Below are 22416 nucleotides of genomic sequence, written 5' to 3' on the forward strand. Positions count from 1 at the left end.
CTTGCACCCGCTTTCTGACCGGATCTGCGTTATAACCTTTTTTCCTTCATCTCATCCGTTACTTCTATTATAGACGAATCAGCCTTGTCCGCAAAGCTTATCGGCAGCCAGATGGTAAACTTCGTGCCAGCCCCCTCGCGAGTCATAACCTCGACAGAGCCCCGATGCTCGTCAATAATCCATTTGGCGATTGATAAACCTAGACCTGTTCCGACCGTCACACCTCTAGACTCATCCGCGCGATAGAAGCGGTCGAATATATGCGGAATCTCATCCGGATTCATTCCAATGCCGGTATCCTGGATGACAAAGCCGATTTGAGACTCCCTGCGAATAGCGCTCAACTCGATATAGCCTTGCTGCGTATATTTAAAAGCATTTTCGATGAAAATGAACAGCAGCTGCTGCAGGTAATTAGGGTTGCCATTGACGCGAACGCCGTTCAAGAGCGACAGATCACCAATTCTCCATTCCGCCGTCCGCGGCAGGAGCTGCGCTCTGCGAACGACCTCCTCTGTAAGCGGAAGCAGCTCATGCGGTGTCTTCTCCATCATATAGCCCGCATCCGCCCTTGCAAGCGCGAGCAAATCGTTCACAAGCGTGCTCATTCGCTTCGCCTCCGCGGAAATATCGCTCATCGCTTCCTTGGACAGCTCCCACCGGTCGTTGTCGAGCGGCAGCCACTCGCCGCTGTCACTGCTCAAATTGGTCTCACGTACTTTATCCCACATCCGCTCCAGCAAATCAATGTTGCCGCGTATCGTAGTGAGTGGCGTTCGCAGTTCATGCGAAGCATCGGAGACGAATCTTCTCTGTGCCTTGTAGGCATCATCGAGCTCGTTGTAAGCCATTTCAAGCCGCGACAGCATTATATTCAGCGTGCTGACGAGCTTGCCGAGCTCATCATCCTTAGGACCAACCGCTGGGATACGCACGCTAAGGTCGGAGCCCTTCTCGATTTGCTCTGTCGCGCGAATGACTCTCTCGATCGGGCGGAGCGCTTGACGGGCAATGAACAATCCAACCGTAAAGGCAATAAAGACTACTACCAGTGATGAGAATATCAGTATTGTGCGAAGACCTTCTAAAAATCTTGCTTCATTATAAGTAAAAGTGCCGACCTGCAGCAATCCGACCAAACTTCCGTCTTCTAATAGAAGCGGTTTTTGATAGGTTAGCATCTCATACTTCTTGTTATCAACTTGAACCTGTACATTTACAAAACCCTGCTGGGGTTTATTCTCTGAATCAGCATATGGAATAAACAGTTCTAGAGCCCGTAAGTTATCCGATTGAGAGACGACTTTTTCTTTATAGTTGACGATCTGAACATACATGTCCTTTAACTCAATTCCAACTACACCCAAATCCAGCCTCTGACCCATAAAATTATATGCCACAACGCCCAGCCTATCGCTATGGCCCTTAAGCTGGTCTTTAATCTCCGCATACGTATTCCAATTCACGAAAAAATATATCGCAATGCCAAATACGATCATCGTTACTGCAAGCAAGCCTGAATACCAAAGCGTCAGCCGTAGCCGAATGGACATACGTCAACCCGCCTCTCCGCGAAGCACATACCCGGTGCCGCGCACCGTTTGGATTAGACGACTTCTTCCGCCCTCCTCTACCTTCTGGCGCAGCATGGCGATATATACCTCCAGTACATTAGACTCGCCGCTAAAATCATAACCCCAAATTCTCTCCATGATCGCATCGCGGGTAAGCACCCGTCGCGGATTTTGCATAAAGAGAAGCAGCAGGTCATACTCCTTGGATGTCAGCTCAATCCGCTGGCCTGAGCGAATGGCCTCCCTGGCATCCATATCAAGTATTAAATCCTCATAAACCAACTGATTGCTGGCCTGTTCGATTTTATCCGCTTTACGGCGCAGCAAAGCGCGAGTCCGGGCGAGCAACTCCTCCAAAGCGAACGGCTTCACTAAATAATCATCCGCTCCCAGGTCAAGCCCCTTAACCCGATCACCGATATCATCTTTAGCCGTCAGCATTAGAATCGGCACGGCGCTTCCTCCCTCGCGTACGCGGCGGCACACCTCCCAGCCGTCAACCTGCGGCATCATCACATCAAGAATAAGCAGGTCCGGCTCTGTCGTAAGCAGAACCTTCAGTCCTTCCATCCCGTTGGAGGCAGTAGTAACCTCATAGCCTTCGAAGGCTAAGCTTCTCCGCAGCAAGGAAATAATTTTATCATCATCGTCTACCACAACAATATGGTGTCTCATCCGGACATCCCCCTCTATTTGCAACAAAAAGCGCAGAGCCCGCTGTCACTCTGCGCTTGTTCAGCTTGATCAAGCCACTGTTTATTTTTTATTGTACGCCAAACTTATTTTTGTCGCCAATAACAACCTGAAGATTCATTTCGGCGCCTTTGCGAACGATGTTCAGTTGCACTTTGTCGCCGACTTTGCTCGCTTGAATCGCTTTGATTAAAGCCGACGTATTATTGTATTTTTTACCGTCTATGCCTACGATAACATCAAACTGCTGAAGCTCAGCCTGATGTGCAGGCGAGTTATAATATACATTCCGCACGATCGAGCCTTCAACGCTATCCATACCTAGCTGCTGCGCGATCTCTTCCGTCACATCAGAAAGCTCTGCGCCGATGAACGGAATGGCTGGTTTTTCATTATTTTTCAAATTCTCCAGCACACCTTGAATCGTACTCGTCGGAATCGCGAAGCCGATACCTTGCGCCTGCGAGCTCACTGCTGTATTAATACCAACTACCTCGCCATTTATGTTGAGCAGAGGTCCGCCGGAGTTTCCTGGGTTAATAGAAGCATCCGTTTGCAGCAAATGCTCATATTGACGCTGGCCCTGCGAATCTTGAATGTCGATCGGACGCTCCTTCGCGCTTAACACGCCTGCTGTAATCGTATGATCGTAGCCGTATGGATTACCAATTGCAACTACCCAGTCTCCAATATTAATATCATCAGAGCTTCCTAGCGGCAGTGTAGGGAATGCTTTGTCGCCTGTTATTTTCAGCACCGCCAAGTCCAGCTCATAGCTTGAGCCTAGCAATTCCGCTGTAAACGGCTTATCAAAGCCTTGGACAATAACTTTGATTTGATCAGATTGCCCAACAACATGCTCATTCGTCAAAATGTAGCCCGATGAATCGAAGAAAAAGCCGGTTCCGATTCCCGATTGCTGCATATTGCCTTGCCCTTCCTGCGGGCTCTGCGTGCCAGGATAGCTATCGCCGAAAAATTGACGGAAAAACGAATCATCCATCATACCTCCGCCGTTTCCCTGATTCGCAGCATTTACAAAGGTTTCAATTTTGACTACAGCAGGGCTGGCAGTCTCGAATAATTGTGCAATATTGTCCGGTCTTGCTGCAATAGCAGCAGCTGAACTGTCGCCTCCGCCTGTAGTCGAAGCTACGGTACCGCTGGCGCTTGTCGATTGCGGTTGACCTGTCAGCGCCTGCTGAGCGCCAGTGAACCAATTATTTATATCCGCCGTATACATAAGCCCACCTACCAGCACTACGCCTGCAAGGAAGGATAGGAAGATTGCTTTGAAGGAAGTGCGATTTTTCTCTCTAATCTGCCAAGGCCCCTTACCCGATGGCTGCGACGATGTGAAGGAACGAATTTGTGATTTCTGAGGCGGCTTGGCTAACGTAATGTTATCTTCTGATGTATATTGGCGCTGCGCCTCCTCCTCTCTTGGATAGCTCGTTGCAGACGTTACCGACGATGCCGTTCCATAGGGTTGATCCTGAATGATTTCAGGCTGCTGATGTGCACCTGTTTGACCCGCTGCACGCGCCTCCTCTTGCGGATTTGCTTTGAAAGGACCATACGAATAATAATAGGATGGCTTATCCCCTTTCTCCTGAGGTGCAGCAGTTGCATCCTGCAAAGGACTTATTTCACTTTTACTCTTTTCTGCGCTGCCCTGTTCATCGTTAGACGGGCGAAAAAAGTCATCATAGCCCTTTTTGTTGTTTTGATCGTCCATGTCCATACTCCTCCTTGAATCTTATTCCATAAGGCATCCAAAGCGATAGCTTCGAATGCGTTTTAGTTGAATTAATACTATCATGCACATTCTACCTTAAAACAAACTTAAAAGGAATTTAAACAAAAATAAAAAAAACGCTCCAGCAACTGCTTGGACGCGTTTTTTTGCTCTATACTATGGAACGACATTCAACGTGAAAACAGCTGCTCCACCTCATGAAGCGCCTGCTTCGCACGATCCACCCATTGCTGCTCCACCTCTGCGTCAGGATCCACTGGCGTTTGAAATTGATCGAATAACGCGCCTACGACACGAACAGACGCTTCAGGATCATTTCCTTCCCGGTAGAGATGCTTCAGAACATAAGGTGTCCCGAGCCTAATTATCGCCTCTGTATCTGTCGACTCAACATCGATATTTCCATTAACAACATCGAACGGCACTCGAAGCCATACTTTACGCTCTTCGTCCAGCGCGCGATCAAAAAAACCTTTATCGTAATCCCAATTGCCGCCTAGCGAAAATTGCTGCCGCTCCAGCAGCTCCCTCATCTGAATGAAATGCTGCTCCCGTGATTCAAGCACGGATGAGATAGGTATCATGACGGTTACTCCTTTACTCAAGCGATTTGCTAGTAGGTAGTATACCCGCCATGTCATCATTTATGTGCGATTGGCCCAGCCCTTGCGATGAGCCAGAACGGCCAGCTGAGTCCGATCCTCCAGCTCGCATTTCATTAGAAGATTGCTTACATGCGTTTTGACCGTTTTCACGCTAATATGCAGCTCCTCCGCTATTTCCTTGTTTGACTGCCCATCGGCGATCAGCAGCAGCACCTCCTTCTCCCGCTCCGTCAAGCCTTCGTCCCCCGATTGCGCGGTGCGCTGGCGCAAACCGCGCGTCAAAGCCTGAGACACATCCGCTGTCATGACAGGCATCCCTTTGAAGGCGCCGCTTATCGCATATATGAGCTCCTCTGCAGAAACGGTCTTAAGCACATAGCTTACGGCGCCTGCTTCAATTGCCCCATACACCTTGTCGTCCTCAAGAAAGCTAGTAAGCATAATGATTCGGATTTCCGGATATTTGGCCATGATCGCTCTTGTCGCTTCGATTCCGTTCATGCCTGGCATCATCAAATCCATTAATATGATTTGAGGATGCTTTTCTTCCGTTAGCGTCCCCAGCATATCCAGCGCTGCCTGCCCGGACCCTGCTTCTGCAATCACCTGAAACTTCGGCTCCAACATCAAATAGGTGCGCAAGCCTATCCTTACCATATCGTGATCATCAACAATCATGACTCTTATAGATTCTGCTCGGCTCATTCTTCTGGCTCTCCCCGCAACATTTTTGGTATCGTTACTTTAATTCTCGTGCCGCTTCCCGGCTTGCTCCAAATCTCCGCCGCGCCGCCTAGCTTCTGAGCCCGTTCCTGCATGGTCGACAGCCCGTAGGAGCCTCGCTTCACCTCGTCCGGCTTAAAACCTACCCCGTCATCCTGCAGTGACATTACAACCTGCCGCTCATTATCGGAGAAGGCCAGCGTACAGCCCCCTGCTTTGGCATGCTTGACGATGTTGGCCATCGCCTCCTGTGCAATAAGAAACAGCTGATGCTCCTTCGCTTCAGACAGCCTTTCCTTAATGCGCCATTCCAGCTCGCCCTGAAGATTGTTTTGCCGGCAATAATCGGGAAACCATTTGTCCAGCGCTTCATAAAGCGTTCTTCCTTCCAGCTCCATAGGCCGCAGCATGGTTATAAAATTCCGCATCTGCTTTTGCGCCAAATTTGACATTTGAACAAGCTGCTCCATGACCGAATCGGCTCGCTCGCGATCAACCTGCTGCAGCTTCGGCAGCGAGGAAGCACACATATGGATCGCAAATAGCTGCTGACTAACCGTGTCATGCAGGTCTCGCCCTAAGCGCTTGCGCTCCTCCAGTACCGCCGCTTCATTCGATGCCGACTCGGTCATTACATACTCCTCGCCCCGCTTCTGAAGCCATTTCATTTTTTCTTCCATCTGCTTAGCCAGCTCATTAAACTCACGATATACCTCAACAAATGAATTATGACCGCTCTCCGTAATACGTACGCTATAATTCCCATTTGAAGCCTGCTTTAAGGAGAGAAGCAGAACGTCAATGCGGCGGCCAATACGCTGTGCCGCCCAGTAACCGAAGGCTGCGCTTACGAGCAAGAAGACGGAGGCAGCGCCTAAGCGCACTTCCGTCAATCCGCCTTCCTTGGCAAGTCCAATCCAGGCTGCCGCTCCAAGCACGAGAGACACCGCGGATGCAAGGACGAACATGCCAATCAGCTCCCACTTGCCGCTTCTTAATAAGCGAACCATCAAAGCGGATCACCCTACTTTCGTGACTCGCACATCACCGATAAAGGTGCTGACGATAAGCTTAATTTTTTTGTCCGATTCCGTATAAAATGGAGATTGAATGTTGATATTGTTGAACATGCCGCCTTCCTTCCGCTCCAATACTTTTACATCGCCGATAAAGGCGCTCGAAACAACCTGCACACCAACCTCGAAGTCATTTGGCACATAAATCTTTACATCTCCTATAAAAGAAGAGATGCAAATCTTGGTTTCTCCAAGTCCGATCTGCGCTTTCGTTAAATCGAGCACGGTATCGCCAATAAAATGCGAGATATTAAGCGGCTTCAGATCCCAATAGTCATGACCGATATGAATATCGCCAATAAAGCCTGAACGCGTCTGTACGTTCGGATCACTGTGATTCCACCACTCCATATGCTCCTTATAATTTCGCTTATGGTGCTTATGGCTCTTTTTATAAGAGGCGGTCTCTTCGCTGTGCGCATGGCTTCCATAACTTTGTTTCGCTTCCTGCGAGCTTTTTCCTAAGTCGATTCCCGTTTTCTCGGGCGAAGACTTCGTCGGATCAGGATGAAGCGGCGGCGCTGGCGGAACATCCGAGTTGTCCTGATAAGGCCGGTACGACTTCCAATCATCCGCAGGGGGCTGATAACGCCGTGATTTAGGTCGCCAAATTAAGTTAATTCCCACGATTATAATAATAACCGGCCAAATGTAAGAAATAATATCACCGAGTGACCATGCGAACCATCCCAGGTTCCGCCCGAGAAATACAAACCCGATAAGCAGTACGATTGCGCCCCACCAGCCTGAGCCCGAGCCATGCGATCGGCCGGTCAGCAATCCTTTTATACCGACAATAATCAGAATAACAGGCCAGTAGGTCGAGATGATATCGCCAATATCGATGGTCACATGACCCATTTGCCGCAGTAAAAACACAACACCTACCGCAATAATGATTAATCCGGTGAACAGCCGGTTTAAGAAGTTACCATTCAAGCAGCCCAGCTCCTTACGTTTTCAACGTCATTTGATAGCTTTAGTATAACGGACGTCCTGCAATCGCAACAGGGGACGGCCGATTGAAATCAACCTCAGTCTCTAGACGGAGTCATTGTTCATATTAACCAATTACAACCTAACACGAGTAACGAAATATAACATATTGCGTTGACATAGTTCACTCTTTCTCCTTATAATGATCATCGAATTAGTTAATGTATACAAACCTGACTCACAATACAGATCAATAGGAGATGAAAATATGGACGTATTAGAACTGTCGAAGGGACTCGATACGATCTGGGTCGTTTTGACTGCCGCCATGATATTGCTAATGGAGGGCGGATTCGCGTTGCTTGAGGCAGGATTCGTGCGGCAAAAGAATGCGGTTAGCATTATTATGAAGGTATTCGTCGATATCGCTTTCGGAGCGCTCGTCTTTTACTTTTTCGGGTTCGCATTAATGTACGGTCAAGATGCCGGAGGCCTTGGACTCATTGGCTCAACTGGTTTTCTAATCAACGGCGACCTGTCTCATATCGTAAATAATATTTCGCATGAAACCTACTGGCTCTTCCAATGCGCATTCGTCATCGCTGTCATATCCATCGTTTCCGGGGCAGTAGCGGAGAGGATCAATTTTCGAGCTTATATTTTGTTGACCATCGCCATGACAGGATTTATCTATCCGCTTGCGGGACATTGGGTTTGGTCCGTCAATGGCTTTATCGGAAAGCTGGGTATGATCGATTTTGCCGGCTCTGCTGTCATTCATGCCTTAGGAGGGTTCTCCGCGCTTGCAGCCGCCATATTTATCGGTCCTCGGATCGGTAAATTTAGCGCGAACGGCAAAGTGAATATCGTGCCTCCCTCTAATTTGCCTCTCGCATCGGTAGGAGCCTTTATTTTATGGTTCGGCTGGTTCGGCTTCAATGCGGGCAGCACCTTGAGCGCAACAAACAGCTCCATAGGCCATATCGCAATTACGACAATGCTCTCTGCAGCAGCAGGGGGCGCCACCTGTATTCTGTTCACCATGTTTCGTTATAAGAAAGCAGATCCGCCGATGGTCATCAATGGCTCACTTGCGGGCCTTGTCGGTATTACTGCAGGCTGCGCATTCGTATCCGACGGCGCGGCTATCCTTATCGGCGCTGTATCTGGTATCGCAATGGTGCTTGTCACCGAGCGGCTGGAACGCAGACAAATCGATGACCCCGTGGGGGCGTTCGCAGTACACGGCATTAGCGGCAGCGTAGGTACGCTGGCCGTTGGTTTATTCGCGCTGCCTGAGCTTGCGGGGGAAGCAGGCAAAGGCTATTACGGTTTATTTTACGGCGGAGGCTGGCATTTGCTTGGCATACAAGCACTAGGTCTAGTTATCGTATCCGTTTGGGGCTTCGCCTTAACTTGGAGCGTATTGTGGCTTATACGAAAGGTTATGCCTGTGCGCGTATCGAAGGATGAGGAGCTTATTGGACTTGATGTAGGCATTCACGGAGTTCCTGCCTACAGCCATGAGCACGATTTCCTCGATTACGACCGCCTTAGAGGCACAAAATAAACGATCATAAAAAGAAACCGTCTAAAGCCTCGGAAGGCATTAGACGGTTTCTTAATTTATTGATGTCTGGTGACAAGATTAATTTCGTTGATCTCACTCGCAAAACCATCCGACACGGATACGATATCGCCTGCTGATCCATTCTGAATCGAACGGACGCTTTCAATTTCAAGCCGCAGTGCACGAGCCTTCTCCATCGGCTTTCTTACAAAATGAATATATTCAACCGCTAAATGATGATCGGGCTTCTTTCCTGTAAGCATTCTTCTTAACGTAGACATGGATTGATAAGCGCGCTCTTCCATTAGTCTGCGCTTCTCATAACGCTCAACCATCTGTTCTATTTCAGCTATTTCCTGCTCCTTCTTAGCCACATAGGCTTCTATAAACGGAAATACTTCACCCGCTTTACGATGATGAGCAGAATCGGCATAGCCTGTATGAGAGATTGGATTTATCATCAGTTTTCACCCGTCTTGTCATGTTATTATTTCTCACATATGTATCATACAACATCCAAGGAGGGATTGAAAACTATTTTTTCAGTAAGCTCTCTATTGCTGCGAAATTGAAATATCTGCTCCAATAACGCCGATTACTTCGCCAGCTTCGCTGCGGATGGGTACCGATATCGTTATACACAGCTGCTTCGTTATCGCCGAAATATAAGCTTCAGATTGAAAGTTCTGCCCCATCATCGCTCTTCTCCACCATTCACGTCCCTTTGCATTTAACAAGCCGGCTTCTGGATAAGAGAAAACGAAGGATCCATCCGAGTGATTAGACCAAATCGCTTCGATATCCTTTTTAGAATGAAGCAGTTGTGTCAACTTGGATGCATGCGTGCTTTCCTCTAGCGGGAACAACCGTAAATCAATCGCTGCAGCATTTAACCATTCCTGAACAGCCGGTACATTCAGGTTCGACTCCGCAATGGTTCGCTTCTGCTCAACTTGCTCAATGGCGTGCGATAAATCTGTTGATGAACGCTGAAGATTCCGACTAATCCGGTTTAGATTGCTAATTTCCTCACGCTGTAATTGATTCATCTGGAGTGTGCTGTCTACGCTCTCCAGCGTTTCATTCACAGCATCCACGACATCTTTCAGCATCAATGCAGAAGCATTCATATGCTCCGTTTGCTGCTTGCTCGCGATACTCGTTTGTTCAACAAGATTATCTACCTCATTGATCTGAGTAAAAATAAGGTCCATACGATCTCGATTTTCGGCCATTTCCGCAACACCGCGTTCGACCGACGACTTCTCTCGGTCTACGGCATGAACAACAAGCCTAACACCTTGTTCAATTTTATCGACAAGCGCTGTGGACCGCTTTACGGCCTCGCCGCTTTGCTCCGCAAGCTTCTTGATTTGCTGCGCCACAACAGAAAATCCTCTTCCATACTCACCGGCATGCGCTGCTTCAATGGAAGCGTTAAGCGCTAGCAGCGACGTCTGGGACACGATCTCTTCAATAAATTGATTAATTTCATTAATATGCGATGTTTGCTCGATCAATTGACGAATGTGCTGTTCCATCGTGCGATTATTTTCATTCAACTCACTCATCACTTGATCCGTTGTCGTAAATGATTGGCGTACATCCAATACAATTCCCTTCGTTTGCTTGCTCTTTGTATTCAGATGAGAAGAAGCTCCGCTAATTTGCTCGGCAGCGGAGGCGACCTCCTGAAGCGAAGAGAACGCTTCCTCGATGCGATTCATAGCACGAGAGCTGGTTGCGCGAAGGATTTGCTCCTTGGCCAACGTTTGATCTGCAATTTCAGTTAAATTACGGCTAGTACGATCGACCTCATCTACCGCAGCCTTCAATTGATCTGAAATAACGACGGACTCATTCAATAAGCTTGTCATTCGTTTCCGCTCCTCGGCTCCGAGGGAAGCTTGAGACGTTTTGTTATTCCGGGTAAACCAACGAGCAGTTCCAGTCATGTCAGGTTTCATCTCCTCAGGACGTAAAACACAAAATTTTCTAAATTATATATCAGCTTATGCCAAAAGAAAAGAGGAACCGCAAGGTCCCTCTTTGTTGTTTCAATAATTCAATATGTTTCGCAATCACTTCTCAGCTTTTTGTTGAGCTGTATTTGACGCTTGCTTACCGGCAGCATTGGTTTGATTCTGGCCTACCTCTTCAGCGAACTCAGCATTGTATTGGTTGTTTTGAGCTTTGTTGTTTTTGTTTTTAGCCATTGTATTCACCTCCCCGGTTCATTGTTAGTATAACAATTCTTTCTCTAAATATACGGTTAATTTAGGTTTCCAAATAAGTCTGCGGGATTGGCTTTCCTGCTTCAATAGCTCGATTAATTTGATTCAACCAAGCCTGAGACAGCTTCCCTGTCCCTCTGCGCAGCACTTCAACCTGAACGCTTCGCTTGCCCCATTGCTCGTATACCTGCTTGATCGTATCAAAATATAAATCGATGCGTTTGCCTTTTATAGCAGAGCCTGTATCTGCAACTACGCCGTAGCCATAGCCAGGAATGTATAACAGGGTGCCAATCGGAAACAGCTTGGGATCGGCCGCAATCGTTGATACTTGATCTCTTCTTACCTTCACGCCTGAATACGTAATGCCATACTGCGGATGACCGGGACGCTTGCCCGTGGACTCGACGCCTGCCGTATAGCCAGTTGCCACGACCACTATCGAGTCCGGCTTACCTCTATTCGAGGCAAGCTCTGCTGCCGCATCGCATCTTAGCGCATTAAAAGCCGATACCATAACAATCAGGAGCACCAATGCAGGTATATTTTTTTTCATACAAAAAAAGCTTGTAGCCATCTGGATTACTTCCTCCTCAGAAGAAATAATGCCCTGATGGCCCAAGCTTTATACGCTGTTTATTATTATTCTTTGTCCGCGATCTGCTTCTGCAGCAAAGCAATGAGCTCCTTCACAGGCATAGCTCCGATATCGCCTTCACCGCGTTTGCGGACGGATACGGCTTCCGCCTGCATTTCGTTCTCGCCTACTACTAGCATATACGGCGATTTTTCAAGCTGCGCCTCGCGGATTTTGTAACCAAGCTTTTCATTGCGGAGATCGCTCTCCACTCTGATTCCGTTTGCTTGCAACTCCTCAGCCACTTTACGCGCGTATGCTTCATAAGCCGTTGATACGGGAATAACTTTTGCTTGAACTGGAGACAGCCATAGCGGCAGCGCACCTGCAAAGTTCTCAAGCAGGAATGCAGTCATTCGCTCCATTGTGCTTATGATGCCGCGGTGGATAACGACCGGACGATGCTTTTTACCGTCATCGCCGATATATTCAAGCTCGAACCGTTCAGGAAGCAAGAAATCAAGCTGGGCAGTCGATAGAGTCTCTTCCTTGCCAAGCGCTGTTTTGATCTGAACATCAAGCTTCGGCCCGTAGAAAGCGGCTTCGCCTTCTGCCTCGAAGAACGGAAGCTCAAGCTCCTCCACAACCTCGCGCAGCATGCGCTGCGACATTTCCCACATTTCATCATTTTGGAAATATTTCTCTGTATCCTTCGGATCACGGTAAGATAAACGGAAGCGGTAGTCCTTGATGCCAAAATCGTCATACACCTTGCGAATTAAATTTACTACACGAGCGAACTCATCCTTAATTTGATCCGGACGACAGAAGATATGCGCATCATTCAAGGTCATAGCGCGCACGCGGTGCAAGCCAGTCAAGGCGCCGGACATTTCATAGCGGTGCATCGTACCTAGCTCGGCGATCCGAACCGGCAGATCGCGATAGCTGCGCATATCACTTTTGAACACCATCATATGATGAGGACAGTTCATTGGACGAAGAACCAGCTCTTCGTTGTCCATGACCATTTTGGGGAACATATCCTCGCTGTAGTGCTCCCAGTGACCAGATGTTTTATAGAGCTCTACATTCGCCAGAACTGGAGTATATACATGCTCATAGCCAAGTCTTTCTTCGAGATCAACAATGTAACGTTCCATTGTTCTGCGCAGCTTCGAGCCGTTCGGCAGCCATAATGGAAGACCTTGACCAACCTCACGTGAAAAGGTAAACATTTTGAGCTCGCGCCCAAGCTTACGATGATCGCGCTTCTTCGCTTCCTCCAGGAAATGCAGATGCTCATCAAGCTGAGCCTTCTTTGGAAACGCAGTTCCATAAATGCGCTGAAGCATTTTGTTTTTCGAATCCCCACGCCAGTATGCGCCTGCCACGCTCAGCAGCTTAAAAGCTTTGATTCGGCCGGTTGACGGCAAATGCGGGCCGCGGCACAAGTCAAAAAATTCGCCTTGATCGTAAATGGTAATAACCGAATCCTCAGGCAGGTCTCGGATAAGCTCAAGCTTAAGATTATCATTCAGCTTCGTGAAGATTGCTAGCGCCTCCTCTCGGCTAACCTCACGGCGACGAATGTCGAGATTTTGCTGAGCAATCTTATCCATTTCCTTCTCGATCTTCACAAGATCCTCAGGCGTTAACGATTGCTCCATATCGATATCGTAATAGAAGCCGTCTTCAATAACCGGGCCTATTCCGAGCTTTACATTCTCATCCCCATAAATACGTTTAATCGCTTGCGCAAGCAAGTGAGCCGTACTGTGACGATAAACCTCCAATCCGTCAGCCGTTTCGACAGTAACGATTTCGATTGCGGAATCCGCATCGATCGGCGTATAGACATCGACCACTTTACCGTTTATTTTTCCGGCAATAGCGTTTTTACGAAGTCCGGAGCTAATAGAGCCCGCAACTTCCTCAATAGTTGTGCCAGCGGCATACTCCCTTATCGCGCCATCTGGAAATGTAACTTGAATTGCCATTTCTAATCATCCTCCTGTTTTTCTACGAACAATTCGCTAAAACTCCATCATTGCAAGCACAAAAATAAGCACAAAAAAAAGCACGCATCCCTATAAAGGGACGAGTGCTTGTGTGCTCGTGGTTCCACCCTACTTCAACTGCGAATGATCCCGTCTCTGGCTGTCACTTCGCAGTTCTTGTATGCTCTGTTAACGGAGAGTTCCGGTACAGCTTACTGCCCTAGACAAAAAAATACTAAGGTTTCAACTATACAGCTTCAAAGGGGTACATCTGCAGATATCATGGAAGGAAATTTCAGCCTAGTTTCCTCTCTCTGAGCCGGACATCACATGCAGACACATGTCTTTGTCATTGCCGATTGCATCGTATATGTGTGTCATTATAACTCGGCTTTGGCCATCGGTCAAGGTTGAATAAGACCATCCAGGCTATTGCTGCAAGAAACACAACGTTCGCATACGGTTACCCGTTGATCGAATATGGTCTCGATTGTGCGAATGACTTGCATTTCAGGCTGTCTTGTATGAATCGTAATATGCTTTGGAGATACAGCAATGAGCGAGCTGATAACCATATCTTCAATATTCATTTCTGTCTCCAGCATTTCCGCAACAATACGATCCGACGGAGGGTTAGGATCCAGCCTTTGAAAACTGTCATCATAAAGCATAAAATCATGGCTGCCCTTATGAAGCAGATGAACCATCGGTACCTTCTTATCCTGAAGGTAGACAAAGTATTTCAAGAGGGAAATGAACTCTTGATATTGCTTATCCAGCACATACTCATCTAACGCATACTCCACAACCTCCGCAAGCTCCTTTCGGTAGGCCTCTAAGCGGAATGTCGTAAAGCCCTGCATATTAAGCTGCGTATGAACGTGCAGATATTGATCAACTTCAACGGTGATTTTATTTTTCCGTCTTAACCGATCCGCATCCAATACTCTCGTGCCCAGGCCATCCCATTCTCTTCCATGCAGCAATTCATGACAATATCTTTCAATGACAGCCGCTTCCGTATCCATTTGGTTTCGATATTTTTTGCGTATAATCGCTGCAAGCAGCGAGGGCTCAAGCTCACTGATAATAAATTCCGCCAGAGCCTCGGCTGCTGCTTTATACACCGCGGAGCCATGCATTTGCAGCTGAAAATGCGGTAGGACAGCTCGACAAATTATATCCTGCTCAGACGCAGCTACAAATTCAATAATAGCTGTCTGTTCTTTTGAAGTACCAATATGTAAATCGACATGCGCTTGTTCTGTCAACATTTTTGAAAGCTTATTCACTGACTGCTGGAGATCTCTCGGTAATGAAACCGTAAACAGCTCCATAAGCTCACCCCTTTCCTTCCTTATCAGTATATGGCCCCGTGTACGGGGATATACGATGAAGGTATTGGAATGTAAGGGAGCGAGGGGAGTTTAATATATATAAGAGTCTGTCTTCAACCCTATGCAGCAGCCTGCGGCAATCCATAAAAAAACTCGCCAATCATAAACCCCTATTGGAGAGATTTATGATTGGCGAGCTGCTGCAGCTTATACTAATTTTGCATCACAAAATCCAAATCCGCCTTATCAGCTTCATTATACACCTTCAAAATGTTGTACTTCGTATCCCGCTGAGCAGGAATTTTGCCGCATTCGCGGATGAGCTGCAAAATAAGCTCGATGTTAACTTTATGCGTGGTGCCCGCAGCCGAAACGACATTCTCCTCGATCATCGTGCTGCCAAAGTCATTGCAGCCGTAGGAAAGAGACAGCTTGCCCATCTCAGGCCCCATTGTCACCCATGAGGATTGGAAGTTCGGAATATTATCCAGCATAATGCGGCTTGCCGCTACAATACGCAGGTACTCCTCAGGCTTCGCCTTCTCCAGCTTCAGATTCGTGTTGTCAGGCTGGAACGGCCATGAAATAAATGCAAGAAAGCCTGGTGAAGGATAGTTGTTCGTCACACATTCATCTTGAGCGTCACGAATGCGCAGCATGTGCAAAGCGCGCTCTTCAATCGTTTCTCCTAACCCATAAACCATCGTGGCAGTCGTGTTCATACCGTGTCTATGGGCAGATTTCATAACGTCCATCCAATCCGTCCAAGAACCCTTCATACGGCTGATTTTGCGGCGCGTACGGTCGTCCAATATTTCCGCCCCGCCGCCTGGAAGCGAATCCAGTCCAGCTTCATGCAGCTGTCTGATGACCTCATCAAGCGACAGGCCATTCGATACTACCTTCATCTTCTGAATTTCAGCCGGTGAGAAGGAATGCATTGTAATGCTTGGAAATTGCTCTTTTATTTTACGAAGCAAATCCAAATAATAAGTAAATGGAAGATCCGGATTCGTGCCGCCCTGCATAAGAATTTCTGTCCCGCCGACGTTTACCGTTTCTTGAATTTTATTCAAAATCGTATCGTCCGACAGCACATAGCCTTCCTTCGAGCCAGGCGCACGGTAAAACGCGCAAAAGCGGCAATACACGTCACATACATTCGTATAGTTGACATTCCGCCCTACGACAAACGTCGTAATCGGCTCTGGATGATGCCTTAACATGATTTGATTCGCAACATGGCCCATCTTCTCGATCTGATCCGAGGCTAGCAGCTCCATGCCTTCTTCCAGATTAATTCGTTCTCCACGCAATGCTTTATCCAATATATGGTCTAACGTTCCCATGCCGTAAGACCTCCTTAGTTCCGTACTTTTATTAAATGTCGATCACTTCATCCTATCATAAACTGCCGCCGGAAGTCACCTTTAATAAGATGCGCGATTCGCCCAAAATGAGGAAAAACACGGCATGTCCGCGAGGACATCCGTGCTTTTCTTCCGTATTGTAGAAATTTAAGCGCGAAGCGCTTGATCCAAATCCTCAATTAAATCCTCGATATCCTCGAGTCCAACCGAGTAACGAACCAAACCATCCGTAATGCCGCGAGCATGCCGGACCTCCTTCGGCATCGCCGCATGGGACATCATGGCAGGGTATGAAAGTATACTTTCTACCGCCCCAAGGCTTACGGCAACCAAAGGCAGCTGTACTTTACTAAGCATGGCTTTGGCTCGTTCGCCGCTGCCAACATCAAAGGATACGACTGCGCCATAGCCAAGCGACTGCTGCTCATGAATAGCGCGGCCCGGGTGGCCTTCCAGCCCAGGATAAAAGACTGCTGTCACTTCCTCATGCTTCGCCAACCATTGCGCAAGCTTGCGTGCGCTCCGCTCGCTATGCTCCATCCGTGCCTGCAGCGTCTTCATTCCGCGCATAAGCAGCCATGATTCTTGGGCGCTAAGCACCGACCCAAGTCCATTCTGCAACTGCTTCAGACGTCTGCCCAAACTCTCATCCGCTGTGACTGCCAAACCAGCTAGGACATCGCTATGACCGCTCAGAAATTTCGTAGCGCTATGCAGCACGATATCAACGCCATGCTCGATCGGCCGTTGATGATAAGGCGTCATAAAAGTATTGTCGAGCATCGTCAGCAGCCCATGCTCCTTGGCCCAAGCTGTTGTCTCGGCAATATTCGTAATTTTTAGCGTTGGATTCGACGGCGTCTCCATAAAGACGGCCTTCGTGTTCGGCTTCAAGGCCGCCTTAACTGCTGCGAAATCCGTCATATCCACAAAAGTAGATTCAATGCCGAGTCTGTCCAGAATCGATGTAAGCAAGCGATACGTGCCGCCATACACATCCTCAGTAACAATGACATGTTCCCCTGCAGATAGGAGAAGGAAGGACGTCGATATAGCAGCCATGCCCGATGCGAACGCAAAGCCGCGAGCACCGCCCTCAAGCAGTGCTATGTAATCCTCAAGTGCTTGACGAGTCGGGTTGCCAGAGCGGCTGTAATCATATTCAGGCGGATTAAATATATCGTGATGGTGGAACGTTGACGCTTGAAAAATAGGAACACTGGATGCGCCCGTATTCCCATCAATCTCAGCGCCGAAATGAAGCAGCTTCGTCGCAAAACGTCGATTGGAGGCCTGAGCCTTATTCTGATTTTCAATCATCGCTTACAGCTCCTCCCCGATCTCGCGTTTCGCTGCAGCAAGCGCCTGCTCCAAATCTGCGATCAAATCATCGGTATGCTCGATACCGACCGAGAAGCGCAGCAACCGATCGTCTACTCCGATGGCCTGACGAATGTCAAGCGGAATATCCGCATGCGTCTGCACTGCAGGGTAGGTCATTAAGGATTCGACGCCGCCTAAGCTTTCCGCGAAGGCAATCAGTTTAATATGGCGAAGAATTGGCTCTACGTAGCGGGCATCCTTCAATCGGAACGAGAAAATGCCGGTATTGCCGGAGGATTGCCGATTCTGAATATCATGACCTGGATGATGCGGCAAAGCCGGATAATAAACCTCCTCAACCGCTTCATGCTCCAACAAATAATTAGCGATTGTTGTCGCGTTATATTGATGACGCTCCATGCGGAGGGCCAGCGTCTTCATCCCTCTCATTAGCAGCCAGGAATCTTGAGGACCAAGCACGGCGCCTATGGAATTGTGCAGAAAAGCCATTTCTTCAGAAAGCTCTTTTCCTTTTGTAACGATCAAGCCGGCTAATACATCATTGTGGCCGCCCAAGTATTTGGTCGCGCTATGGATGATAATATCCGCACCCAGCTCGATTGGACGTTGAAAGAAAGGGGTCAACAGCGTATTGTCAACAATCGTCAACAAGCCCTTCGACTTTGCCCAAGCTGATACACGCTCCACATCTGTAATCATCATCAGCGGATTAGTTGGCGTTTCAATAAGAACCGCTTTCGTTTTCGGTGTATATAGCGAAGCCATTGCATCAATATCATTCGTATCCACGTAGGATGCCGTCACTCCGAAGCGCGACATAATTTTCTCGAGCAAGCGATAAGTGCCGCCGTATAGATCAAGCGATACGATTAGATGATCGCCTTGCTTGAATAAAGCAAAGATCGTTTGCAGCGCGGCCATGCCGGAGCTGCAAGCAAATGCCGCGTCACCGGATTCGAGCTGCGCTGCAGCTTCCTCAAGCACCGATCTCGTCGGACTTTTTGTTCGCGCATAATCAAAACCTGTGCTTTGTCCCAGCTTAGGATGACGAAATGCAGTGGACTGATAGATTGGGAAGCTTACCGCTCCGGTTACGGGCTCCTTAATCGAACCGATTTGAGCCAAATGACTTTCGATTTTCATTGTGATGAAGCACTCCTTCGTATAGGGTTAAATGCCCGCTCCTAAATCAAACGGTGTTTGCTGGTACACATAGTAATTCAGCCAATTCGAAAACAGAAGATTCGCATGAGCGCGCCAAGTCGAGAGCGGCAGCGCTGCCGGATTATCTCCTGGGAAATAATTTCTAGGCACGTCAATGCGAAGACCTTTTGCTTTATCGCGATCGTACTCGAATTTCAAGGAAGTCGGATCGTACTCCGAATGACCGGTTACGAAAATTTGCCGTCCGTCCTTAGAGGCCACGATATATACACCGGAGTCAGGCGAATCCGACAAAATATCCAAGCTCTCGATCGGCTCGATATCCTCTCGGCGAACCTCCGTATGACGGGATTGCGGTACAAAAAACAGCTCATCGAACCCGCGAAGCAGATTGACGTTCCGCTTCTCCACCGTATGCGGAAATACACCGAACATTTTGTTGTCTAAATTATATTTGGGCACATTGAAGTGATGGTAAAGCCCAGCCTGCGCCGCCCAACAAATATGGAACGTCGACGTTACGTGCTTCGTGCTCCAATCCATAATTTCCTTGAGCTCTTCCCAATAGTTCACTTCCTCAAACGGCAAATGCTCGACCGGCGCACCCGTAATGATGAGTCCGTCATAGTACTCATGCGAGATCTCATCGAACGTTTTATAGAACGATTCCAGATGCTCTGCTGATGTGTTCTTGGATGTATGCGTCTTCGGATGGAGCAGTACGATTTCAACCTGAAGCGGTGTGTTTCCGATGAGCCTCAGCAACTGAGTCTCCGTCGTTTCCTTTGTAGGCATTAAATTCAAAATGGCAATTCGAAGCGGCCTAATGTCCTGCTGATAGGCGATGCTTTCATCCATGACGAATATGTTCTCGTTGTTTAAAATCTCTTTGGCGGGCAGGTTGTCAGGAACTTTAATCGGCATATGAATCCACTCCCATAAGTTTTGTCCCCAAAACTTAACATCGAAAAGCTAAGCCTGAGGCGTATGACCGCTTGAACATCAAAAAAGACCCTTTCTGCTGTGAGAAAAGGTCGTAAGCTCAATGAAGAAGCCATCCGCCTCTCTCATCTCTCAGAAACCAAAAAGTTTCCGCAAGAATTAGCACCGTGCATGTTATGCCGGTTGCCGGGCTTCATCGGGCTAGTCCCTCCGCCTGCTCTTGATAAGAAAGTAGTCTATTCAATTTTTCACGGTTATATTTCAATTTTTACTTTAATGCATTCTGTTATTCACGTCAAGAACCCACTTCGCATATCCTGCAAAATCTAGCCGAATCAAGCCGTTTTTTGTGCTTGAATGTAAAGCTGATGCCGGAGTATACTAGACAAGAATTATTATACCTATTCCATTAATAAAGGGGTGCAAACGGACATGGATGACGGCCGACCGAAGCCCGAAAACGATCGAATACGGTTACTGCCGGTTGCCCCCGATTCAGCCGGCAGTTTCCTCTAGAGAAAGAAGGGAGTGACTGCGGATGAAGATCCGTCTTGTTAGCAATGGCATTTTTACCACTGTCGAGGATATTGCCGAAACGCTAGTACCTGCAAAGGAAGGTTTTTTTTGGATTGATGCCGATGTTGATGATCTTGCTGTATTGCAGCCTATGTTCAACATGCATGATCTGGCCGTAGAGGATTGCCTCAGTGAAGAGGAACAGCGTCCAAAGATCGAAATTTATGAGAGCCATTATTTTATTGTGATTAACAGCATTCGATTTGATGATGAAGAAATATTTTTGCGCGCGTTGAATATATTTCTAGGCCGGCATTTTATCATTACAGTAACAAAACAGAAAATAAATGAGCTGCGCTCCCTCAAACCCATGTTATGGGAGCAAGAGGTTAGCCGGCCGGATTATTTCTTATACCATCTTGTCGACATTGTCGTCGATAATTATTTCCTCGTCGGCGATCGAATTGACAATCGCATCGAGACGCTTGAAGAAGATATATTGATGCATACCAAAAAATCGCATTTGAACGAAATTATCGGTTTGCGCGGAGAAATTTTATGGCTCCGGAAGGTGCTGGGCCCGCAGCGCGATGTCATCGCCACCTTAAATAAGAAGGACCTAAAGCTCATCGATGACCAGCTGCAAAAATATTTTAGCGATATTTATGAAAATGCGCTCAAAATCGCCGAATCCTTCGATACGTACCGTGATCTAATGGGCAACTTGCGCGAGGCATATCAGTCTAGTGTGTCCAACCGTGCCAATGAAATTATGCGCGTGTTCACTGCCATTACAACGATTTTCATGCCGCTTACTTTTATTACGGGCATTTACGGGATGAACTTTGACTTTATACCCGGCATTCATTTCCGAATGGGGTCATACGTTTTGCTGGTGATTATGCTGCTTCTCGGTACTGGCATGTTCTTCATATTCCGCAAAAAGGAATGGCTGTAGCTTGTTAGGGTTTCATTCAAACAGACAGCAATGGTTAAGGCAGACAATGCCTTTCGCGTTGCTGTCTGTTTTTGCTGTAACTTCTTCAATCCTTTATAATAATGAGACAGATGTAACCAAGAAAGGGGGATTGGCGTGAACATTAACCAGCTTGAAACACTCCTTACGATATCCAAAACGATGAGCTTCCGAAAAGCCGGCGAGTTGCTCAATCTAACACAGCCTGCCGTATCGGCGCAAATCAAAAGTCTGGAGGATGAGTTCAAGACGGTCCTTATTGATCGTAACCAGCCCGTCACATTAACCGATCATGGCCAAGTTTTTCTGGACCATGCCGAACAAATATTAGCCATCGTAGAAGAGTTGAAGCAGAAGCTCTCTGATCTCAATCTAACGCCTCAAGGTCACATTTTATTAGGAACCACCTCTTCCATGGCCATACAAATTTTACCGCGGGTGCTTTCCTATTTTCAAAACCAGTTTCCTTTAATTAAAACAACAATTCATACCATGCCCTCATCTCAAGTAATGACCAGCGTCGAGAACGGATCCGTTGATATTGGCATAACGTACTTAACGGAGAAAAACCCTAACATCAGCTCCTCGGTCCTCTATTATGATACCTTCGAGCTTGTCGTATCACCGTCTCACCCCATGAGCAAATTGACACATACGACAGTAGATAAGCTGAAGGACATACCGATGATTATGCTTGCTCCTGACACCTTGGGGCGCAGATTCATCGATCAAATATTCCGTAAATACAATATTCAGCCCAATGTTGTCATGGAGCTCTCAAGCAGCGAGGAAGTGAAACGGATGGTTGAGATTGATCTTGGCGCAGCTGTCGTGTCCAAGCTGTCCATTTCGAATGAGCTCCGATTGGGCACACTGAAGATGATTAAGGTGAATGAGCTGGAGACCAGCCACCCTGTAGGGGTTGTTTATAAATCTGGACGTTATTTAAATACAGCTATGCAGCAATTTCTCAGTGATCTGAAGGGAATGCCCGAGCATCATTTTATTAGCAGTGAATAA

At 47.6% G+C, this 22416-nt stretch carries 20 protein-coding genes and 1 riboswitch; of the genes, 3 read left to right on the plus strand and 17 right to left on the minus strand.

Annotated elements, in window-relative coordinates; all coding sequences use genetic code 11:
• Positions 1 to 29 precede the first annotated feature (29 nt).
• The 7 genes from ACO9K6_RS04435 to liaF all read right to left on the minus strand — a co-directional run bounded on the left by ACO9K6_RS04435 (position 30) and on the right by liaF (position 7369).
• Positions 30 to 1553 carry a sensor histidine kinase gene (locus tag ACO9K6_RS04435; RefSeq protein ID WP_424766336.1) on the minus strand — a complete coding sequence of 508 codons (1524 nt, stop codon included), beginning with the start codon at positions 1551 to 1553 and terminating at the stop codon, positions 30 to 32.
• Positions 1554 to 1556: 3 nt separating this feature from the next.
• Positions 1557 to 2249, minus strand: a complete 693-nt coding sequence (locus ACO9K6_RS04440) for a response regulator transcription factor (RefSeq protein WP_424766337.1) — start codon at positions 2247 to 2249, stop codon at positions 1557 to 1559.
• 88 nt (positions 2250 to 2337) lie between these two features.
• The gene (locus ACO9K6_RS04445) at positions 2338 to 4005 is read right to left on the minus strand and encodes a S1C family serine protease (RefSeq protein WP_424766338.1); all 1668 of its coding nucleotides are present in this window, start codon (positions 4003 to 4005) and stop codon (positions 2338 to 2340) included.
• A gap of 191 nt (positions 4006 to 4196) precedes the next feature.
• Complete coding sequence (locus ACO9K6_RS04450) at positions 4197 to 4610, minus strand: YugN family protein (RefSeq protein WP_424766339.1); 414 nt, start codon at positions 4608 to 4610, stop codon at positions 4197 to 4199.
• Between the two features lie 60 nt (positions 4611 to 4670).
• Positions 4671 to 5336: a response regulator gene (locus ACO9K6_RS04455; protein ID WP_424766340.1), complete on the minus strand. Its 666-nt coding sequence runs from the start codon at positions 5334 to 5336 to the stop codon at positions 4671 to 4673.
• On the minus strand, positions 5333 to 6364 hold the full coding sequence (locus ACO9K6_RS04460; RefSeq protein WP_424766341.1) for a sensor histidine kinase: 1032 nt from the start codon (positions 6362 to 6364) through the stop codon (positions 5333 to 5335). Before ACO9K6_RS04460 ends, ACO9K6_RS04455 begins: the two co-directional genes overlap by 4 nt.
• A 9-nt stretch (positions 6365 to 6373) precedes the next feature.
• A complete protein-coding gene (liaF, locus tag ACO9K6_RS04465) occupies positions 6374 to 7369 on the minus strand; it encodes a cell wall-active antibiotics response protein LiaF (RefSeq protein ID WP_424766342.1) in 996 nt (331 codons plus the stop codon).
• A 265-nt stretch (positions 7370 to 7634) separates the two neighbouring features.
• Here liaF and ACO9K6_RS04470 point away from each other — a divergent pair, with 265 nt between their 5' ends.
• Complete coding sequence (locus ACO9K6_RS04470; protein WP_424766343.1) at positions 7635 to 8936, plus strand: ammonium transporter; 1302 nt, start codon at positions 7635 to 7637, stop codon at positions 8934 to 8936.
• 56 nt (positions 8937 to 8992) lie between these two features.
• Here ACO9K6_RS04470 and ACO9K6_RS04475 read toward each other — a convergent pair whose 3' ends face one another.
• The 10 genes from ACO9K6_RS04475 to metA all read right to left on the minus strand — a co-directional run bounded on the left by ACO9K6_RS04475 (position 8993) and on the right by metA (position 19886).
• A complete protein-coding gene (locus ACO9K6_RS04475) occupies positions 8993 to 9397 on the minus strand; it encodes a hypothetical protein (protein WP_424766344.1) in 405 nt (134 codons plus the stop codon).
• 93 nt (positions 9398 to 9490) lie between these two features.
• Positions 9491 to 10813, minus strand: a complete 1323-nt coding sequence (locus ACO9K6_RS04480; RefSeq protein WP_424766345.1) for a methyl-accepting chemotaxis protein — start codon at positions 10811 to 10813, stop codon at positions 9491 to 9493.
• Positions 10814 to 11017: 204 nt separating this feature from the next.
• A complete protein-coding gene (locus tag ACO9K6_RS04485; RefSeq protein WP_424766346.1) occupies positions 11018 to 11152 on the minus strand; it encodes a hypothetical protein in 135 nt (44 codons plus the stop codon).
• Positions 11153 to 11213: 61 nt separating this feature from the next.
• Entirely contained in the window at positions 11214 to 11747 is a 534-nt protein-coding gene (locus tag ACO9K6_RS04490; RefSeq protein ID WP_424766347.1) for a 3D domain-containing protein, read from the minus strand.
• A 65-nt stretch (positions 11748 to 11812) separates the two neighbouring features.
• Positions 11813 to 13747 carry a threonine--tRNA ligase gene (thrS, locus tag ACO9K6_RS04495; RefSeq protein WP_424766348.1) on the minus strand — a complete coding sequence of 645 codons (1935 nt, stop codon included), beginning with the start codon at positions 13745 to 13747 and terminating at the stop codon, positions 11813 to 11815.
• 404 nt (positions 13748 to 14151) lie between these two features.
• Complete coding sequence (locus ACO9K6_RS04500) at positions 14152 to 15084, minus strand: putative sporulation protein YtxC (RefSeq protein ID WP_424766349.1); 933 nt, start codon at positions 15082 to 15084, stop codon at positions 14152 to 14154.
• Between the two features lie 212 nt (positions 15085 to 15296).
• On the minus strand, positions 15297 to 16433 hold the full coding sequence (gene mqnC, locus ACO9K6_RS04505; RefSeq protein ID WP_424766350.1) for a cyclic dehypoxanthinyl futalosine synthase: 1137 nt from the start codon (positions 16431 to 16433) through the stop codon (positions 15297 to 15299).
• Between the two features lie 168 nt (positions 16434 to 16601).
• Positions 16602 to 17774, minus strand: coding sequence for a trans-sulfuration enzyme family protein (locus tag ACO9K6_RS04510; protein WP_424766351.1), 1173 nt, complete (start codon positions 17772 to 17774; stop codon positions 16602 to 16604).
• Positions 17775 to 17777: 3 nt separating this feature from the next.
• Complete coding sequence (locus ACO9K6_RS04515; RefSeq protein WP_424766352.1) at positions 17778 to 18941, minus strand: aminotransferase class I/II-fold pyridoxal phosphate-dependent enzyme; 1164 nt, start codon at positions 18939 to 18941, stop codon at positions 17778 to 17780.
• Between the two features lie 27 nt (positions 18942 to 18968).
• Positions 18969 to 19886, minus strand: a complete 918-nt coding sequence (metA, locus tag ACO9K6_RS04520; RefSeq protein WP_424766353.1) for a homoserine O-acetyltransferase MetA — start codon at positions 19884 to 19886, stop codon at positions 18969 to 18971.
• Between the two features lie 140 nt (positions 19887 to 20026).
• A riboswitch (SAM riboswitch) is annotated at positions 20027 to 20134 on the minus strand.
• Between the two features lie 308 nt (positions 20135 to 20442).
• On the opposite strand from metA, the gene corA reads away from it, so the two are divergent.
• Together corA and ACO9K6_RS04530 are read left to right on the plus strand one after the other, a co-directional pair.
• Positions 20443 to 21378, plus strand: coding sequence for a magnesium/cobalt transporter CorA (gene corA, locus ACO9K6_RS04525; protein WP_424766354.1), 936 nt, complete (start codon positions 20443 to 20445; stop codon positions 21376 to 21378).
• 135 nt (positions 21379 to 21513) lie between these two features.
• Positions 21514 to 22416: a LysR family transcriptional regulator gene (locus ACO9K6_RS04530; protein ID WP_424766355.1), complete on the plus strand. Its 903-nt coding sequence runs from the start codon at positions 21514 to 21516 to the stop codon at positions 22414 to 22416.

Origin of the sequence: Paenibacillus praedii, from assembly GCF_049725345.1 — a bacterium.
In the GTDB taxonomy this organism is placed as follows: domain Bacteria; phylum Bacillota; class Bacilli; order Paenibacillales; family Paenibacillaceae; genus Pristimantibacillus.